At 60.1% G+C, this 17,460-nt stretch carries 16 protein-coding genes; 6 read left to right on the top strand and 10 right to left on the bottom strand.

The annotated features are described in order from the left end of the window. Positions 1-796, bottom strand: a 796-nt coding sequence (locus tag PSV40_RS10100) for a copper ion binding protein (protein ID WP_300537041.1), incomplete at its 3' end; no start/stop codon positions are given. A gap of 51 nt (positions 797-847) precedes the next feature. On the opposite strand from PSV40_RS10100, the gene PSV40_RS10095 reads away from it, so the two are divergent. Both PSV40_RS10095 and PSV40_RS10090 read left to right on the top strand, forming a co-directional pair. Beyond that, the gene (locus tag PSV40_RS10095) at positions 848-1,051 is read left to right on the top strand and encodes a hypothetical protein (protein ID WP_300537039.1); all 204 of its coding nucleotides are present in this window, start codon (positions 848-850) and stop codon (positions 1,049-1,051) included. 725 nt (positions 1,052-1,776) lie between these two features. After that, positions 1,777-2,352 (top strand): MerR family DNA-binding protein, encoded by a 576-nt coding sequence (locus PSV40_RS10090; RefSeq protein WP_366914992.1) that lies wholly within the window; start codon positions 1,777-1,779, stop codon positions 2,350-2,352. 179 nt (positions 2,353-2,531) lie between these two features. Here the strand turns inward: PSV40_RS10090 and PSV40_RS10085 are convergent, their stop codons facing one another. Together PSV40_RS10085 and PSV40_RS10080 are read right to left on the bottom strand one after the other, a co-directional pair. Then, positions 2,532-3,203, bottom strand: a complete 672-nt coding sequence (locus PSV40_RS10085; protein WP_300537037.1) for a TolC family protein — start codon at positions 3,201-3,203, stop codon at positions 2,532-2,534. A 347-nt stretch (positions 3,204-3,550) separates the two neighbouring features. Then, on the bottom strand, positions 3,551-3,832 hold the full coding sequence (locus PSV40_RS10080) for a hypothetical protein (RefSeq protein ID WP_300537035.1): 282 nt from the start codon (positions 3,830-3,832) through the stop codon (positions 3,551-3,553). A 666-nt stretch (positions 3,833-4,498) separates the two neighbouring features. Here PSV40_RS10080 and PSV40_RS10075 point away from each other — a divergent pair. Continuing rightward, positions 4,499-5,380 (top strand): CmcJ/NvfI family oxidoreductase, encoded by an 882-nt coding sequence (locus tag PSV40_RS10075; RefSeq protein ID WP_300537033.1) that lies wholly within the window; start codon positions 4,499-4,501, stop codon positions 5,378-5,380. Between the two features lie 14 nt (positions 5,381-5,394). Further along, entirely contained in the window at positions 5,395-6,021 is a 627-nt protein-coding gene (locus PSV40_RS10070; RefSeq protein WP_300537031.1) for a 2-hydroxychromene-2-carboxylate isomerase, read from the top strand. 110 nt (positions 6,022-6,131) lie between these two features. On the opposite strand, the gene PSV40_RS10065 is transcribed toward PSV40_RS10070, so the two are convergent. Beyond that, on the bottom strand, positions 6,132-7,055 hold the full coding sequence (locus tag PSV40_RS10065) for a LysR substrate-binding domain-containing protein (protein WP_300537029.1): 924 nt from the start codon (positions 7,053-7,055) through the stop codon (positions 6,132-6,134). A gap of 225 nt (positions 7,056-7,280) precedes the next feature. Between PSV40_RS10065 and PSV40_RS10060 the strand changes: the two genes are divergently transcribed. After that, positions 7,281-8,441: an MFS transporter gene (locus PSV40_RS10060; protein WP_300537066.1), complete on the top strand. Its 1,161-nt coding sequence runs from the start codon at positions 7,281-7,283 to the stop codon at positions 8,439-8,441. A gap of 181 nt (positions 8,442-8,622) precedes the next feature. Next, entirely contained in the window at positions 8,623-9,441 is an 819-nt protein-coding gene (locus tag PSV40_RS10055) for an isocitrate lyase/phosphoenolpyruvate mutase family protein (protein WP_300537064.1), read from the top strand. 117 nt (positions 9,442-9,558) lie between these two features. On the opposite strand, the gene PSV40_RS22830 is transcribed toward PSV40_RS10055, so the two are convergent. The 6 genes from PSV40_RS22830 to PSV40_RS10030 all read right to left on the bottom strand — a co-directional run bounded on the left by PSV40_RS22830 (position 9,559) and on the right by PSV40_RS10030 (position 17,037). Further along, on the bottom strand, positions 9,559-9,633 hold the full coding sequence (locus tag PSV40_RS22830) for a hypothetical protein (RefSeq protein ID WP_366914996.1): 75 nt from the start codon (positions 9,631-9,633) through the stop codon (positions 9,559-9,561). A 71-nt stretch (positions 9,634-9,704) separates the two neighbouring features. Next, positions 9,705-10,100, bottom strand: coding sequence for a hypothetical protein (locus PSV40_RS10050; protein ID WP_300537027.1), 396 nt, complete (start codon positions 10,098-10,100; stop codon positions 9,705-9,707). A gap of 200 nt (positions 10,101-10,300) precedes the next feature. Then, positions 10,301-10,996 (bottom strand): glutathione S-transferase family protein, encoded by a 696-nt coding sequence (locus PSV40_RS10045; RefSeq protein ID WP_300537025.1) that lies wholly within the window; start codon positions 10,994-10,996, stop codon positions 10,301-10,303. 238 nt (positions 10,997-11,234) lie between these two features. Further along, a complete protein-coding gene (locus PSV40_RS10040) occupies positions 11,235-12,704 on the bottom strand; it encodes an efflux transporter outer membrane subunit (RefSeq protein WP_300537023.1) in 1,470 nt (489 codons plus the stop codon). Next, positions 12,701-15,877 carry an efflux RND transporter permease subunit gene (locus tag PSV40_RS10035; protein ID WP_300537021.1) on the bottom strand — a complete coding sequence of 1,059 codons (3,177 nt, stop codon included), beginning with the start codon at positions 15,875-15,877 and terminating at the stop codon, positions 12,701-12,703. Before PSV40_RS10035 ends, PSV40_RS10040 begins: the two co-directional genes overlap by 4 nt. Further along, the gene (locus tag PSV40_RS10030; RefSeq protein WP_300537019.1) at positions 15,874-17,037 is read right to left on the bottom strand and encodes an efflux RND transporter periplasmic adaptor subunit; all 1,164 of its coding nucleotides are present in this window, start codon (positions 17,035-17,037) and stop codon (positions 15,874-15,876) included. The genes PSV40_RS10035 and PSV40_RS10030 overlap by 4 nt, the downstream gene beginning before the upstream one ends. Positions 17,038-17,460: the final 423 nt, after the last annotated feature.

The raw sequence follows: 17,460 nt of genomic DNA, 5'->3' as shown, positions 1-17,460 counted from the left end.
CGGTGCCCGGTGGAAGCACTTCGGGGACGAAGGTCGCGACCACCGAATAGCCGTAAGCCGCCGCGGTGCCGAGCGATACCAGCGAGTTCATGTCGGGGGCACCGCGCAGCAACGCCGGTACGCCCTTGCGGAAGAAGCGCAGACCCGGACCGAACAGCACAAGGGTGGCGAGCGCGAACTGGATATACCAGCTCGTCTGCTCACCCAGGACCCCCATCACCCAATGGTGAATGGCGGGAATGAGGTGAGAGCCCATCTCGAGGATAAAGACTGGCAAGGTGAGGATGGATGCAATGAGCAAAGCGCGCCGCAGCGCCTGTGCCTCGCTCTCACGGCGCTCGGCGTCCTGATCGCCCGCATTCGCCGTTTCGGCGGAGATGCGGCGGGCCTTGTAACCCGCCTGTTCGACCGCCGCTTCAAGGTCGGCCATGGAGACGACTCCGGCAAGGTGGCGCACCCGCGCGCGCTCGGTCGCCAGGTTGACAGTGGCCTCCAGCACGCCCGGGATTTTTGCAAGCGCCTTCTCAACCCGGCCCACACACGACGCGCAGGTCATGTCCTCGATTGCGAGCTCGGTAGTCTCTTCGCGTACGGTGTAGCCAGCGCTCTCGATGGCGCGGACAGCCGCCTGCGGATCGGCCAAACCGGTGAAAGTGATGTCGGCGCGCTCAGTGGCAAGATTGACAGCGGCCGTGAGCACACGGGGGACATTATTCAGCGCACGCTCGACACGGCCGACACACGATGCACACGTCATGCCTTCGACCGGCAGGCTCAAACGAGTGACTGAGGACATGAATGGATTAGCGCCTTGTTGGGCTAGGGAAGTCATTGAATTACCCCTTAAATGTTTCTGGTGAAGAGAAGTTTCAAGCTTCCCACGATGGGAATGTCAAGTCCTGTGGCAAATTTATTTCACGACGCGCAAGTTCGACATGCCGTCGGCTCCGCCGCAGTTCTGATCCGCCTGCACGCAGATTTCCCAGCCCCTGCCCAGCGCCTTGAAGATGCTGACAACGGCAAGCCGCTGTTAGGTGCGAGCGACTACTAGCGCACGCAGACTTGCAAAGGCGGACCGCTCGGCTTCGAGCACATCCAGGTAGATGCCTTCACCTGTTGAATACCGCACGCCGGTGCGGGCGCGGGCGCGAACGCTGCGGCGACGGTGAAGCACGTCCGCGTTGGCGGACTTCGGGCTGCTGACCGCCAACGAGGCGACATATCACTCGTCTGCGGGAGTACGTCATTTCGCCCACCGGGTTTGCTGAGGACCGCGGTGCAACCGGTCACTGCTGAAGAATCCGACTATCTTTCCAGGATCGGCTAGCCGTCGCCGTGCTCCCCTTTTGAGCGGCTGGCCAGCGTGCTCAACTATCGTGTGCGGAAGGCGACACGAGCTGAGGCCTCAACACCTACCTAATCAATGAATCAAGCAAATTGACGGTAAGACCAGAGTACAACGAGGATCCGCAGCGCAAGCGTGTCATCAAACAACGACCTCCCGGGCGTCACTGACGAGCACAAGGTTCCGGCCATCTCTGATACCGACGATCCTTCCTGAGCACCCGCTGCGCATTTTCATCTGGTCGACCGCTACAGCGAGCGAATGCAGGGAAAGCGCCGAGGAACTCGTCAAGCCGTCAACGCCTGATAGACGCCGACGAAGGACCCGCTGGCGGCTTTTTTTAACATTTTCCTGAAAGAGGGCTTGACTTTGCCATGGTGGCAAGGTTGATAATTGGTTTCAGCAACTTCCTCAACCGCCACGGAGATCCCATGAACCACATGAATATTGGTGAAGCAGCGGCTGCCGCCGGGGTTACGCCGAAGATGATCAGGCACTATGAATCCTTGGGCCTTATTCCAGAAGCGGAGCGCACCGCCAGCGGGTATCGGTTGTACGGGGTGCGCGAGGTCGGGATGCTTCGCTTCATCCGGCAGTCGCGTGTGCTGGGCTTCTCGATCAAGCAAATCGAGGCGTTGCTGGCTTTTTGGCGGGATGGGGGACGCGAGAGCCGCGAGGTCAAAGAGCTTGCACTACAGCAGCTCGCCGAACTCGAACAGAGGCAGCGTGAACTTGACCAGATGAAAGCAACGCTGTCCGAGCTGATCCACAAATGCGCAGGCGATCACCAATCCCGCTGTGCCATTTTGGAGCGGCTGTCAGCCGCCGAAGGCGTTTCCGACGCGGAAGCCCCAACGGCGCCCGGCCCGATCAAGACCTTGAAGCATGTTCGTGCCGGGTCGCGGCGGGAAAAGTGCCACCACGAATCGCCGAAAGCTGAGAATTCTCCGGCGCATGCAGGCCTGGTGGCGTGGAGTCGCACCCTCGCGCCGAGCGCGCTGGTCTGATCCGAACTCCAATTTCCCGCTGCCCGCCAAGAAGAAATGATTCCTCGCCCGCGTGGCCCTCTGGCAGCTTCAAGTCACCGCTGCAGCCGTGTTCGCCGACTGTCTGCATCATGTCTACAAACTAGACTCTAAGCCGCTGGCGTCCCTGCGTCTTCCAGGCCGTGGTCTTCATGGTCAGCTCACTCCTGTACATTCAGGGCCGATCTCGCATCGGCAGTTGACGTTGAACAGCCGAGCAGATACAGCCGCCGGTTGAGAGCGCTCGCGGGCCGACCAAGCCCTGAAACAGTAGCCGCTACCGGCCGGCGGGGGATCACCCGGGTCTGCGAAACGCCGGCTGGGAGTCGGGTCACCGCAAAGCGCTGCTGGCCAGCGACATAGCGCGTGAGGGCGTTTTCCACCTCCTCGGTCGCAAGTAGGATCTGCTGCCGGGGCGCGGTCAGAGCCAGCTTCTGATTGACCCTGGCCACGCCCTGCCGTGCTTCGATACGAGGCCGGTCGAGAAGGGGAGCCATGAGCGACAGAGCGCTCAACCAAGACACGCTCGAAACGGCGCGCAAACCGGTTACTGAACCTGCCAGGAAGCCGAGCACTCCAGTGATGGACAGGCGATGGTAGAACTCCGCGCGCACGGCTTTCACCTCGAGCGCCCGCGCACGTAACTCTGCTTCTTGCGTCATCAGGTCTGGACGCTGGGCCAGCCACGCCTGGGCATCTTGCACCCGGATGGATATGAAATTGGGCAGAACCGTGTCCGAAGCAGGATCCTCGGATCCTTTCGGGGAGGCACCCGTCAGCACGGCCAGCCGGTGGGTAGCAAGCGCCAAGTCGGAAAGTTTGAAGTCGCGCATATGAATCTCCATCAGGCGGCGACGTGCCGACCGTAGCTGGAGAATCGGGAGCCGCAGGGCTAGCGGCATTGATGGTACTGCGCAACGCTGGACCAGTGGGCGCACTTGGGCTGGATGGGAGGCGCGGGTGCTGCTGTTGAACACCGAAGGCGCGACGGCGCCGAGAATCTATCGATCCCTCGTGGGGCGCGCGGCGGTTGAAGTGGTCCAACCACAGGAAGCGTTTCGGGCTCGGAACCCGCGGACTTGAAACAGCCGTTTCGCGCCGGCCCTCTATGAGCTCTTCCGACGAATCTCACGCATCCCAGGCCGGGCAACCAGGTTGCCCGGCACTGAGAAGCACGGCATTACATCAGCTCGTTGATGATGCGGTAGCGCGCGGCTTGAACGGCTTCTGCCTTCAGGCTGCCGCGAAGAACAGACTGGGTCACCGTTGGCGACTTCTGCGAAGCGGCTTCGCTCGTATCGAACAGGTTGCCGCCCATCTTGGTGCGAAGATAGTCCGCGCGGACTTCTGCGCGCGTGAGTTCGCCTTGGAAGGCGGCGCGGTTTTGCAGGTCGTCGCCGGCTTCGTTGGCGAAGGCGGAAAAGGCGCTCAGCAGCAGGGTGGAGATGATGATCTTTTTCATGGCTTTGACTTTCATAAGTGAACCGGCCGTCGGCCGGGTTCCGATGGGTCTCAGCGAGGCCGCTAACCGGAACAGATGCAAGTCTCAGCGTTGACACGGTGTTAGGGTCAAGCGAGGTTCTCTGCGACGCGAAATTCCCTGGTGTCCGCGCCAGGGCTGCAGGTGTCTCTGATGCACTACTGTTTTTTGCCGCTCACGCTGGAAGCGGCTTGCGCGTCCCCGCGGGCAGGACCATGATGGCACACGCAAAGACCTTCCTCGCCGAGATCACTGAGTTCCTGGTCGAAGAGCGCCGGGCGTAGTAGGACTCGGGTCGTAGGTTCTGCAAGAGCTCTGCGGTGTTGCATCCAGCCACCAGCAGTGGGGTGGAGAGCAAGGCCAGAAGACCGAGACGTCGGGCCGCGATGCTGCTCCGGTCGGGGACTGGCGAAATAAATGGCATCCGTCTCGCATAAGTTGAAACAGTCGCGCATCGTTTCGACAGTGCCCTGTGCATTGGCACGAGAATTTTGAGCACCTATCGCATTCTTCAGATGCATGTGGTGCGACCGATAAATCGGTTGAGAGCTTAGGATGCTAAGGATTAAATCTGTAGAAGAGAAGTTGGACTGGAGAGGCGAAATTCCGCTTTGAGTTTGTCCGGCAGCTCGTCCTAATGGAGCAATGATGAACACTGCCACCACGAAACCCGTGTATCCGAGTTCAGTAATGCCTCATAGCCCCTCCAGGGTTGTTGCGGCTTTGAGCTACCTGAAATCCACGTCGGAGACTCCGTGCAGCTATGCCTACGAACCGCCCCCGGGCATACCTTGGGAGAATTCCGAGTATGAGCTTCAGCAGATACCTATCGTTGACGCGCGCAGCGCTGCGCACAGTTCGTCTATTAATCACGAAGGGTTTGAATTGTGGGACGCACCTACCACCGTAAAAGACTTTCTCGACGAGGATGCGGTCCGCACGATCTACTACCGCGAAGCCTCCGAACTCGCACTGGCCGTGACCGGTGCGCAGCACGCATACGTCTTTGATCACTTAGTTCGAAGGCGTGAACCGGACCGTGCAGCACTCTCTTTCGGTCGTCGCGGAGCCGATGGACGAGCGGCGGCCAATGGCCGTATTCATAACGACTACACCGAGGCTTCGGGCCGCAAGCGGCTTGACCTGGTGCTGACCGATTCCAAAGCCGCGTCACAAGTGAAACGTTACGCCATCGTCAATGTCTGGAGGTCGATCAAAGGGCCGGTGCTTGACACACCGCTTGCCGTCTGCGATGCCCGCACGCTGGTGATCTCCGACCTAGTGAGAAGCGAAGTGCGTTATCCGCGCCGCACCGGAGAAATTTACCAGGCCGTGTATTCACCGCTGCACCGCTGGTCCTACTATTCGGAGATGGATCGCCACGAGGCGCTGGTGTTCAAGCAGTACGACTCGCAAATTAGCGGTGTCGCCCGGTTCGTCCCACACGCAGCTTTCGACCATCCCGACGCACCCCCAGATGCCCCGCTACGGGAGAGCATCGAGCTGCGGTGTCTGGTCGTCTACGAGTGAACGGACTGAAAGCAATGAGCAACTCCACAACAACCGCGGTTCCATCTGCTATCGATTTCTGGTTTGAATTCGGCAGCAACTACAGCTATCTGAGCGTGATGCGCATCGAAGAAGCTGCCGCCTCGTTCAACATACCTGTCCGGTGGAGGCCGTTCTTGCTGGGGCCCATATTTCGGTCGTTCGGCTGGGAAACCTCTCCCTTCGTACTGCAAAAGGCCAAAGGCGAGTACGTGTGGAAAGACATGGTCCGTCAGTGTCAGAAGGCCGGCCTTCCCTGGACCCAGCCAACCACATTTCCCCGAACCGCACTGCTCCCCCTGCGGGTGGCAATTCTTGCTGCCGAACAGGACTGGATGGGCGCCTACTGTCGACGCATCATGTCACTCAACTTTGCCGAGAATCGCGACATAGATGCACCGGAAGTGGTGGCAAAGGTTCTGGACCAGCTCGGTCTTCCCGCCCAACAGATCCTCGAAGAGGCACGGTCTGATGTCATCAAACTGAAGCTTCGCGAGCAGACGGAGATCGCTGGGGCCAAAGGAATTTTTGGTGCGCCTATGTTCTTCGTGGGCGACGAGATGTTCTGGGGCAATGATCGCCTGGACGATGCGCTGGCCCTGTGCCTGAGCAAGCGGTTATGAAGCCGACCGCCGCGGGGCAGCGCGCTGGTAGTGGCGTCCGAATAGCCTGATCTACCGCCATCCTCTGCGGTATCGCCGTGATCCTGCTGTTTTCCACGCAGGTGCAGAGATCATTCCTGCGCCGGTGGTCGTGAGGCGCGCACTTCGGACTCAATCCAGGCCGCGACGCGGCGCACGTCCTCGCGTGGATGCGCGTCCGCTTGAATGAGCCAATACGCGTGTGTCGTCTTGGTCTTGTGCTTGGGTGGCGCGACTATGACCAATCGATGTTGGTCGAGCAGTGGCCCGATAAGTTCAAGCCTTCCCAGCGCGATGCCCTGGCCGGCCAAGGCCGCCTGGATCACTTGATCGTATTGGTTGAAATGCAGGACGCCTTGAGGTTTTGCATCTGTCCATCCCCTCGCGCCGAGCCAGTCGTTCCACTGGAGCCAAGGATGCTGCGGATCGTCGAACTCCAGCAAGTTCAGATTAGACAGCGCTTGCGCTGAGCGCAGCGACTTGAGACCCAAAGACGGATGGGCGACGGGAACAATGGATTCTCCGAAGAGTCGGGTTGCACCGTCAGGTGCCGACGAAGGCGTGGTGTAGCGGATGGCCAGGTCGATGCCGTCATGGCGAAGGTCGGCGACACGGTTGTTCGCTGAAACACGAAGGTCTACGCCGGGATGAAGTTTCTGAAATCGGCTCAATCGCGGCAGGAGCCAAAGTCCGGTGACGCCGATGCTCGCGCTCAGCATCACGGGACGCAGTACCCCCTTCGTACTGATCTCGCCCAGGACTTCCTGCAATTGCTGGACTACGCCATCCGCGCTGCGGAATAGTCGTTCGCCCTCGGCTGTGAACGTGATCGAACGGTAGCCGCGAATCAGCAGTTTGACGCCGAGTTGTTCTTCAAGTGTATTAATCTGCCTGCTGACTGCCGACTGCGTGAGGCACAGGTCCTGTGATGCAAGCGTAATGCTCATGCGGCGTCCGACAGCAACGAAACCGCGGATCAAATCCAAAGAGGATAGGCGAACAAGCTCAAGTGGCATTCCCATGGTGCATGCGATACGAAGAAAAGATCAATTGAAGCACAAGCGACTAAATGCTGCAATGGGGGCATCAATCAGAGCTGAGGCTGATGCAATGCCCAACAGGGAATCATGACAATTAGCTCGTCCGCTTATTTTCGTTCCGCGAAGCTGATCGCGTCTAAAGTAGTGCCCTATGTCTGGTGGCAACAAGCATGGGCTCTAGTGTTGGCCGGCGGCATCGTTATGGGATTGGCGCTGGGCGTGCGCCACGTGCAAGGTCTTTTCCTTCTGCCCATCACACTGGATCGGGGTTGGTCTCGTGAGACTTTCGGGTTAGCGATGGCCGTCCAGAACCTGACTTGGGGCATCGTTCAACCGTTTACCGGCATGATCGCTGACCGTTTTGGCTCGGCCAAGGTGATCGCGGGCGGATTAGTCTTTTATGCCGTGGGTTTGTTCCTCATGTCGCAGGCATCCACGCCGAGCGCCTTCATCTGGAGCGCCGGCGTTTGCATTGGCATTGCCTTGTCCGGCACCTCGTTCGGCGCTGTGTATGGTGCTCTCAGCCGACTGGTGGCACCCGAACGGCGGAGTTGGGCGCTCGGATTGGCGGGGGCAATTGGCGGACTCGGGCAGTTCGCCATGGTGCCAACTGCATATGGCCTCATGGGTGCATGGGGTTGGAGTGGAGCGATTGTCGTGTTGGCGGTGGCAATGGCACTTCTGTTGCCGCTCGCGCTGCCGTTGAAGGATCAGGAGCAGACCGGGTCGATGAGAGCTGCCGACATACCGATGTCGACAGCAATTCGGGAGGCGTTCAATCATCCCGGCTTCTGGTTGCTGAATCTGGGATTTTTAGCCTGCGGCTTTCAGTTGGCGTTCGTTGCCACCCATTTGCCCGCCTATCTTTTGGACAAGGGGATGCGGCCTGGCGATGCGATAACTGCACTGGCAATCATTGCCTTGACCAACATCTTTGGGACTTACTGCTTTGGTTTGTTGGGGGCACGGTACAGCAGGAAGTACCTGTTGGCGGGCATTTATCTGGTGCGGACATGCGCTATGGCGCTGTTCGTTATCGTGCCTCTCAATCCCCTGAGTGTCTACATGTTCTCCGCTGTAATGGGCTTTGTCTGGCTGGGTACTGTGCCGTTAACGAACGGACTGATGGCGCAAGTCTTTGGCGTGCGTTACATAACCACGCTGTTCGGATTCGTCTTCTGCGGCCATCAGTTGGGGGCATTTCTCGGAGTGTGGTTGGGCGGATACGTTTTTGAAGCAACCAAGTCTTATGACATTATTTGGTTAGGCGCGATGGCCCTGGGCGTGCTGGCCGCCGCACTGCATCTCCCAATCGATGATCGTGAGATTCTGCGCCAATCGATACCCAAGGCCTATGCATGAAAACCCCTCCGGGCACGTGCTGGAGAGTCTGGATTCCGGCTTTGCTAGCCGTGCCGATCTGCGTTGTTGTTTTGCAGGCATGGCTCGCGCCCGGGATCGTCGCTTCCTGGGTGATGATTCTCTCCTTCTGCGGCTGATGCCTTGGGCAATTTTTTGAAAGGGCTTATCAATGGAATCCACGTTGCTGTCTCAACTTGACAAGGCAAAGGTCTTCCGCGCGCTCCATGCTGCGGCCGACGGGTTTGTCATTCCGAACCCGTGGGATGTGGGAACCGCGAGGGTGCTGGAATTGCTTGGCTTCCAAGCCTTGGCGACGACTAGCGCGGGTTTTTCGTTCTCACGTGGGATGCCTGACAACTCGGTGCCGCGCGAGCCGCTCTTGGCGCATCTCGCGGAGATCGCCGCGGCCACCAGCCTGCCGGTCAGTGCTGATCTTGAGAACGGATTCAGCGATGCACCTAAATATGTGGCAGAGACAATCCGGCTTGCTGCCGAAGCGGGTGTGGTGGGTGGGTCGATCGAGGACACCACCGGGCGATCCGACGATCCACTCTATGCTCGCGAGTTTGCGGCGGAGCGCATTCGTGCTGCGGCGGAAGCGGCACGTTCGCTGCAGTTTCCATTTACTCTGACGGCCAGAGCGGAGAACTACTTCATTGGGCGGCCTGATCTTGCCGACACCATCGGCCGGCTACAGGCGTACCAGGAGGCCGGTGCGGATGTCTTGTACGCACCGGGCCTGACCAGCCAGGAAGACATTGCGACCGTCGTGCGAGAAGTCGACCGGCCATTAAACGTGCTTATCGGATTTCCGGGCATCTCGCTTAGCGTGAACGAACTGGCAGGCCTGGGCGTTAGACGTATAAGCGTGGGCGGGTCGCTCGCACGTGCAGTGTTCGGCGAGTTCCTCCGGGCGGCGACCGAACTTCGCCATCACGGTACGGCAACGTACGCGCGTACGGCGGTTAGCGGAGGAACACTTAATGATCTGTTTTCATAGACTACCAAGTGAAATGAACACTGCGCGCTATAGTGCGACATACGCCCCGCGTTTTTCGTAAAGGTGCAATGCGGCTCGGTTGAGCCCAGTTTGCGATGCCAATGTGCCTACCTGCTCTTATTCAGAAATTTCTTGAACTTGAGTACCCGCGGCATAGACTGCCGCGCGCAGTTCGCGTTCCGTGCAGTTCAGTTCAGTTCAGAGCACCAGACGATTCCGACGGGTGGGTCAGTTCAACAGGTACAGTTGATCGTGATAGCGGTTCACTTTCGCTTCGCTACTGGCAAACTCTGCAGCACACCAAATGTCAGCTCGAAAATCGTAAAGCCTAAAATAATCACGCTCGCGCCCTGCATGACAGCGTAAATTTGCCAAGCTGCGAACAGAAATCTTGCGGCGGCATCGTATCGACCGAATTGCTGCTGGGGATCGCGAATTCTCAGAACCGCCCAGATGATTACGAGAGATCCCAGAAGGTTCGCCATCAGGACGTGCGAAGGGTCAAATGCGGGAAACGTGCCAGGAATCCCCTGCGCAGCAATGGCCAGTACGCCGTGAAGTGCCGCGAAGGTCCACGGCGTGGCAAAAGCTGCGGTGGCGAATAGGTCGTACCAGGCGCTGGCTTTGACAATGCGGCGGTATTGATTTGCTTCAATCATTTTATGTTTCCTATGTAGATGGGCGCGTTGAGTGTTAGAGGTGGGGGGGTAGCGAGGCGGACCGGATTCGTCACCATTTCCAGCAGTCGCCTCTTGAGAAACTTTTCATCAGCTTACAGAACCTCGCAGCAAAACGCGTTAACGAAGCACCGAGAAAAACAAGAAAAATTACAGGTGATACAGCCGTGGGCGAATGAACTTCAGTTGGCAGCGATCGTGGTCTGAGTCATCCGGCGCGAGAGCTCGGACTTGCGCCGTATCAGAAAATCACGCAGCAATTCCGGATAATCTGCGCGAACAGCCTTTCGCACCGAGTCGCGTTGCTGCAGGGCTATGCGCCAGGCCCTCACGCGGGGCGTGTGCGTAAAGATGCCGAAGTCGTCGATGGTGTCGAATACATCGAAGTAACGGAACACCGGCGAAAAAGCCGCGTCCACCATGCAGAATGACTCGCCAGCAAAGTACGGCCCGTGCTGCTCAGCGGAGCTTTGTTCAGCTTCAATCTGCGTAAACTTGGCGCGCAAGTCGCCCACCTTGGCTGCAAGGGTTCGCTCGTCGGGCGCGCCGTACATTGCACCAATCGCATTGAGTGTGGCCGAAGCAAACTCCATCCATGCGCGGTGCTGCGCCCGCGCAAGCGGGTCTTGCGAGTGCATGCGGTGCGGCGTGATTTCTTCTAGGTACTCGCAAATCACGGTGGATTCAAAGATAGGCATGCCATCCACCAGTAGCACCGGCGTCTTACCCAAGGGCGAGACCTTCAGAAACCATTCGGGTTTATTGGCCAGATCAACGTCGATACGCTCATATGGAATAACTTTTTCCTCTAGCACGATGACGACGCGCTGCACGTAGGGGCACAGCGAATGGCTAATTAGAGTGAATCTGGAAGTCACGTTCAAGCTCCTTGCCACTATGGGGCAAAACGGTTGCTAACACGAACAGCTAAAGCGCGCTCGCCAAAAATCAGCGCGATCGAAGCAATGCTAAGAGGCATTGAATTTGGACCGACATGGTTGCCATGCCGGCCCAGCCAGAGAAGGGCAGCGCTCATCCACGCGGTGATGCCCGCTCCTGCTTGAAGGTTGGGGCCGGAGTCTTCCCACCGTGCGGATGTGAAGGCCTGTACGGGTTTCATTTCAAGGCGCGCAAGTTCGATAGGCCGTCGGCCCCGCCGCAGTCCTGATCCGACTGCGCGCAAACCTCCCAGCCGCCGCCCAGCGCCTTGTAGAGGCTGACAACGGCAAGCCGCTGTTGGGTACGAGAGACTGCTAGCGCACGCTGACTTGCAAAGTCGGACCGTTCGGCTTCGAGCACATCCAGGTAAATGCCTTCACCCGCTGAAAACCGCACGCGGGCAAGACGAGCTGCCTCGCGATTTGCCGCTGACTCGAGCAGACGCAGCCCAAGCGTGCTGCCTGCGGCGCCATAGGCTTTGAAGGCATCGTCGGTTTCTTGCAGTGCGCGCAACACGGTCTGGTCGTAGACGATCAACGCCTCTTTTGTACGTGCCTCGCTGGCGGCGATCCGGGCACGCACGCGCCCGGTATCGAGAAAAGACCAGCGAATGACCGGGCCGAGGAAGCTGGACAGCGCTCCAGCGCCACTCATTGCATCGAGACTTCCCGCGACGAGCCCGATTGAACCTTGCACCTGGACCTCGGGGTAGAGACCGGCCGTCTCGACCCCAATCCGGGCAGTCGCCGCAGCGAGGGTCCGTTCAGCCGCCGCAATGTCGGCGCGCCGTGAGAGGAGTGCAGCGGGATCGCCCACGGCGATCGTTCGAACGGTCAGCGTTTCATGCGCAGGCGTGGCAGCGGGTGGTTTGAACGTCTGGGGCGTTTCGCCAAGGAGGGAGGCCAGTGCGTTGGTCGAGGCTGCGCGGCGGCGCTCAAGTTCGGGCGCAGCCACCTCGACCTGGTGCAACATGGCCTCGGCGCGGAGCCGATCGAATTCGCTGGCAGAACCGGCGCGCACGAGACGTTCGACCAGGCCCAGGCTTTCGCGCTGGCTTTTGCTGACGTCGGCTGCGACAGCGAGTTCGGCCTCAATACCGCGTAGCTCGAACCATGTGGCGGCCACCGCAGCAGCGACGCCCGCCTGCACACCGCGCAGCAGCGCCTCACGGGAGCCCGCTTGCGCCTGAGCGACCTCCACCGATCGCCGCACACGGCCGAAGAGATCAATTTCCCAGGAAGCATCGACCGCGCCCCGATATGTTTCTATCTGGCGCGGCTGGCCAGGCGGCGTCTCGATCTCACTCCGGCGACGGTTCTCATGACCGAGCGCAGCACCACCGCGCGGCAGAAAGCCCTGACGGCTTCCGCCCAGCATGGCATTTGCCTCTTCCAACCGTGCGGCAGCGATGCCGATGTCATGGTTCGCGGCGAGTGCCTGCTGGATCAAAGTCGTCAGCGCTGGATCATCGAAAGCGCGCCACCACTTCACCTCGACGGCCCCCGAGCCTAGCCCTGGCTCGCCGAAGCTGGTGGGAAACTGCGACGAAGGCAGTGAGGGCGGTGAGTAGTTGGGGCCCACCGCCGCGCAACCGGCCAGGATGAGCGCACTCAGTGGAAACAGTACTGTTTGATAGGGACTTCTCATGACGTGCTCTCCTCCATGCGTGGCTTAGCGCTTGACCTGTGTCGCTCGAAGCGGGCCGATAGGCCGCGCATAACCACATAAAAAACCGGCGTCAGGAACAATCCGAACAGCGTCACGCCGAGCATGCCTGCGAAGACCGCGATCCCCATGGCCTGGCGCATCTCAGCCCCGGCGCCGGTGGCGAGTACCAGCGGAACGACGCCGGCGATGAAGGCGAGTGAGGTCATTAGGATGGGCCGCAGTCGTAGTCGGCACGCCTCGATGACCGCGTCCAACGCGCTTGCTCCTTCGGCTTCGCGGTTGCGTGCGAACTCGACGATTAGAATCGCGTTCTTAGCGGCAAGACCAACGAGCACGATGAGCCCGATCTGGACAAAGACGTTGTTGTCACCGTCCACTAGCCAGACGCCTATGATCGCGCTCAGCAGACACATCGGTACGATCAGCAGGACCGCCAAGGGCAGCAGCCAGCTGTTGTATTGCGCCGCGAGGATGAGGTAGGCGAGCAGCACGCACAGCGGGAAGATGAACAGTGCCGAATCTCCCGCCAGCTTCTGCTGGTAGGTGAGGTCAGTCCATTCGAAGCTCATGCCCGCAGGCAGAACCTCCTTTGCCAGGCGCTCCATGAACGCAACCGCTTGCCCCGAACTGACGCCTGCCATCGCGCCGCCCGAGATGTCCGCCGCGGGGTAGCCGTTGTAGTGAATTACGCGGTCCGGACCCGAACTTGGCGTGACGGTGACAAATGAGGACAAGGGCAGCATGTCGCCGGCCGCGTTGCGCACCTGCAAGCGGCCGATGGCTTCGGCCTGCATGCGGTGTTCGGTATCCGCTTGGGCCGTCACCTTGTAGGTGCGGCCGAAGCGATTGAAGTCGTTGACATAGAGGGAGCCGAGATAGACCTGGAGCGACTCGAATACATCCGCCAGACGAACGCCCTGGCTCTTGGCCTGGCTACGATCGATGGCGACGTCGAGCTGTGGCGCATTGACGTCCAAGCTCGTGAGTAGGCCGGCTACCTGTCCAGACTCGGTGGCTTTCGTCATGAGGATCTGGGTCTGCTGAACCAGGGCGTCTAGCCCGGCGCCGGCGCGGTCCTCGACCAGCATCTTGAAGCCACCGGTCGCGCCAAGGCCGGGCACTGGTGGCGGCGGGAAGACGCCGAGAAAGCCATCCGGGATACTGGCGAACTTCGCTTGCAGGCGGCCGGCGATCGCGGTCGCGGTGAGATCGGGCGTCAGTCGATCCTTGAACGGGTCGAGCATGACGAACATGACCGCAGCGTTCGGTACGTTGACGAATCCGTTGATTGAAAGTCCGGGGAACGCAACGACGCTTTCGACACCAGGTTCAGCAAGCGCGATTTTCGACATCTGTTTGGCGACTGCCTCAGTGCGATCCAGCGACGCGGCGTTCGGTAACTGGGCGATCCCCACCAGATAGTATTTATCCTGCATTGGCACGAAGCCCGGCGGGACGGCCTTGAAACCGAAGAAGGTCAGCGCGAGAAGCCCGCCGTAAACCAGCAGCGCCACGCCACTGATCCCAACGACCTTGCGGACGGTGTTGCCATAGGCGTCCGGCGCACGCTGGAACGGCCGACCGAGCACCTCAAACATGCGTTCAGCGCGACCACGTAGGCTACGCGGATCATGCACAACCCCAACTTTGCGCGGCCGCAGTAACATTCCGGCAAGAGCCGGGCTGAGCGTGAGCGAGTTGACCGCCGACAGGATGGTCGAGATAGCGATGGTGAGCGCGAACTGACGATAGAACTCACCCTGCAGACCGCTCAGGAAGGCGGTCGGGATGAAAACGGCAGCGAGCACCGAGGTGATGGCGATGATCGGACCGGTGACCTCGTCCATGGCGCGCCTGGCGGCTTGAACGGGTTCCTCGCCATTTTCGATGTGCCGCTCGACGTTCTCGACCACGACGATCGCGTCGTCGACAACGATGCCAATGGACAGCACCAGGCCGAACAAGGACAAGGTGTTGAGCGAGAAGCCCATCAGGTGCATGACGGCAAAGGTGCCGATCAGCGACACTGGGACCGCCATGAGGGGGATGAGCGAAGCCCGCCAGTTGCGCAGGAAGAGCACCACCACGATGACGACGAGAAGGATCGCCTCCAGCAGGGTGGTTGCCACCGACTGCAGCGAGGCACGGACAAAGACCGTCGGATCGTAGGCGATGCGCGAGCTGAGACCGGTCGGGAAGCTCCCTTCAAGCCGCTGCATGGTGGTCCGCACCGACTGCGCAACATCCAGTGCGTTGGCTCCCGGGCTCTGAACGATCTGCAGCGCGACGGCGGGTTCGCCGTCAAGCAGGCTGCGCAGTGCATAGGCATCAGCACCCATCTCGATGCGGGCGACATCGCGCAAGCGCGTCACCTGGCCGTCGCCGCCCGTGCGAACGATGATCTCCCCGAACTGCTTCTCGTCGGTCAAGCGTCCCAGCGTGTTTACCGTCACTTGAAATGCGGCACTGGAATTGGGCGCCTGGCCGACGGACCCGGCTGCCACCTGCACGTTTTGCTCGCGCACGGCGGCTATCACGTCGCCGGCCGTCAGCCCCCGTGCGGCGATCAGGCTTGGATCGAGCCAGAGGCGCATGCTGTATTCGCCAGCACCCCAAACCAGAACATCGCTGACCCCCGGGACGCGGGACAGCTCGTCGCGCACCTGGAGGTACGCGTAGTTCGAAATGTAAAGAGGGTCGTAGCGTTTGTCAGGCGACAGCAGGTGAACCACCATCAGGATGTCCGGCGAGGTCTTTTGCGTAACGACGCCTTGGCGCTGTACTTCTTCCGGCAAACGTGGCAGTGCACGCGAGACCCGGTTTTGCACCTGGATCTGTGCCATATCAGCATTCGTTCCTTGCGCGAAAGTAACGGTGAGGACCATTCGACCATCCGTTGCTGACTGCGACGACATGTACTGCATTCCCTCGACCCCGGTGATGGCTTGCTCGAGTGGCGCTGCCACCGTTTCAGCGATCACCTTGGGATTGGCGCCCGGGTAGGAGGCGGTCACCTGTACGGTCGGCGGCGTCACCGCGGGATACTCGCTGAGCGGCAATTGGAAGAACGCAGCGATTCCTGCGATCACAATCAGAACCGAGAGAACGATGGCAAAGATCGGGCGATCGATGAAGAAGCGAGGAAAGCTCATATTGGCGCTCCCGAGGTTTGGGGCACTGTGAGCGTCCCGTCAATCGCGGCTGACTGTGGTGTGACCTGCATACCCGGGCGCACCAACCCCTTGACGACGAGGCGCTCGCCCGCCTCAAGACCTTGCTCGATTACGCGCAAACCGTCCACCACCGGGCCAAGCTCGACTGGCCGGTATTCCGTCTTGTTGTCTTTGCCGACAACGAGCACATAGCGACGGCCCTGATCTGTGCCAATTGATTGGTCGGAGATCAGGACCCTTGCTAGCGGCGCGCCGGTCTCCAGTTTGACCTTGGCAAAAAGACCGGGCGTCAACTGGCCGTCAGGGTTGTCGACAACAGCGCGAATACGCACCGTTCCCGTCCCACGATCGGCGGTGTTCGAGTGGAAGTCAACACGGCCGATCCGCGAATATGTCTTGTCGGTGAGCAGTGCCACCATGACCTTTGCCGCCTGTGACCCCTGTGGGGTAGCGTTGGCTCGGCCTGCGGCGAGCGCTCGCAAATACGTGCGTTCGTCGACATCGAAATATACATGGAGCGGATTGATCGAGACGATCGTCGTGAGAGGTGTCACGCCACTCGCGACATAGTTGCCCTCGGTGGCGAGCGCTTGACCAACACGCCCACTGATCGGAGCCGTGACGCGCGTGAAACTCAGGTCCAATTGCGCAGCATCTACCGCCGCCTTGGCGGCGTCGACCTGTGCTTTGCGCGCATTCAGAGAGGCGGTTGCGGTGTCGAGGCGATCACGAGCGACGATCTTTTGGGCGAACAGCTGTTCGGCTCGTGTATGTTCCGCCTGGGCGAGCAACGATGCCGCTTCAGCCTCACGCAAACGCGCCATCGCGGCGGTCACCGCGGCTTGGAATACCCGTGGATCGATGCGAAAGAGTCCACGCCCCTTCTCAACGAAGCGGCCCTCGGGAACGCTCACCTCCTCAATGTAGCCAGCGACCCGTGGGCGCAGTTCAACCCGCTTGACCGCGGTCAGCGACCCGGTGAACTCGGAAAATGGCGTCACCGGACGAACAATCACTTCAGCCACCGGAACGCTTGGTGGCTTTGCGGGAGCTGCGGATGGCACAGCCTCTTTGCATCCGGCGATAGCGAGCGCGACGCCTATCGCCGCAGTGATCAAGGTTACACGCTTGATTTTCATAACATTTCCTTTCGCGACTGGAGTCGACGTGGGTTACTGAGCGGAAGTAGTTCCTGTTGCGTTTATCAGGTTTGCCACGCTTGGAAGGTCAAGCATTTTTTTTGATTCGGGAGTTCCGCTGTTGTGACGACAGGATCGCGATTGAGGGTTTGGCATCCCTTTAGCGCGACCCGCTTGCGTGGTCCTCCACGCAGGGTTCGTGCACTTACGATTTCGGCCTGACGGTGCTGCGAGCGCTTCGTGATGCAGTTCGCCGAAAGGGGGATTGATCTCCGGCACCACTGCGGGCGATGCGTTAGGCGCGTTGGTTGGGGCGATAGCATCTGATTCCGGCGCTACCGGTGTGCAGATTGTCTGCGGGTCAAAAGCGCGCTCCCTGGTCGCGAAAGAAGCAGTGTCTGCTGTCATCTCGGCTCGAGGCGC

This window comes from Polaromonas sp. (assembly GCF_029945925.1).
Taxonomy (GTDB): Bacteria; Pseudomonadota; Gammaproteobacteria; order Burkholderiales; family Burkholderiaceae_C; genus Polaromonas.
This window is presented reverse-complemented; position numbering and strand designations above follow the sequence as displayed.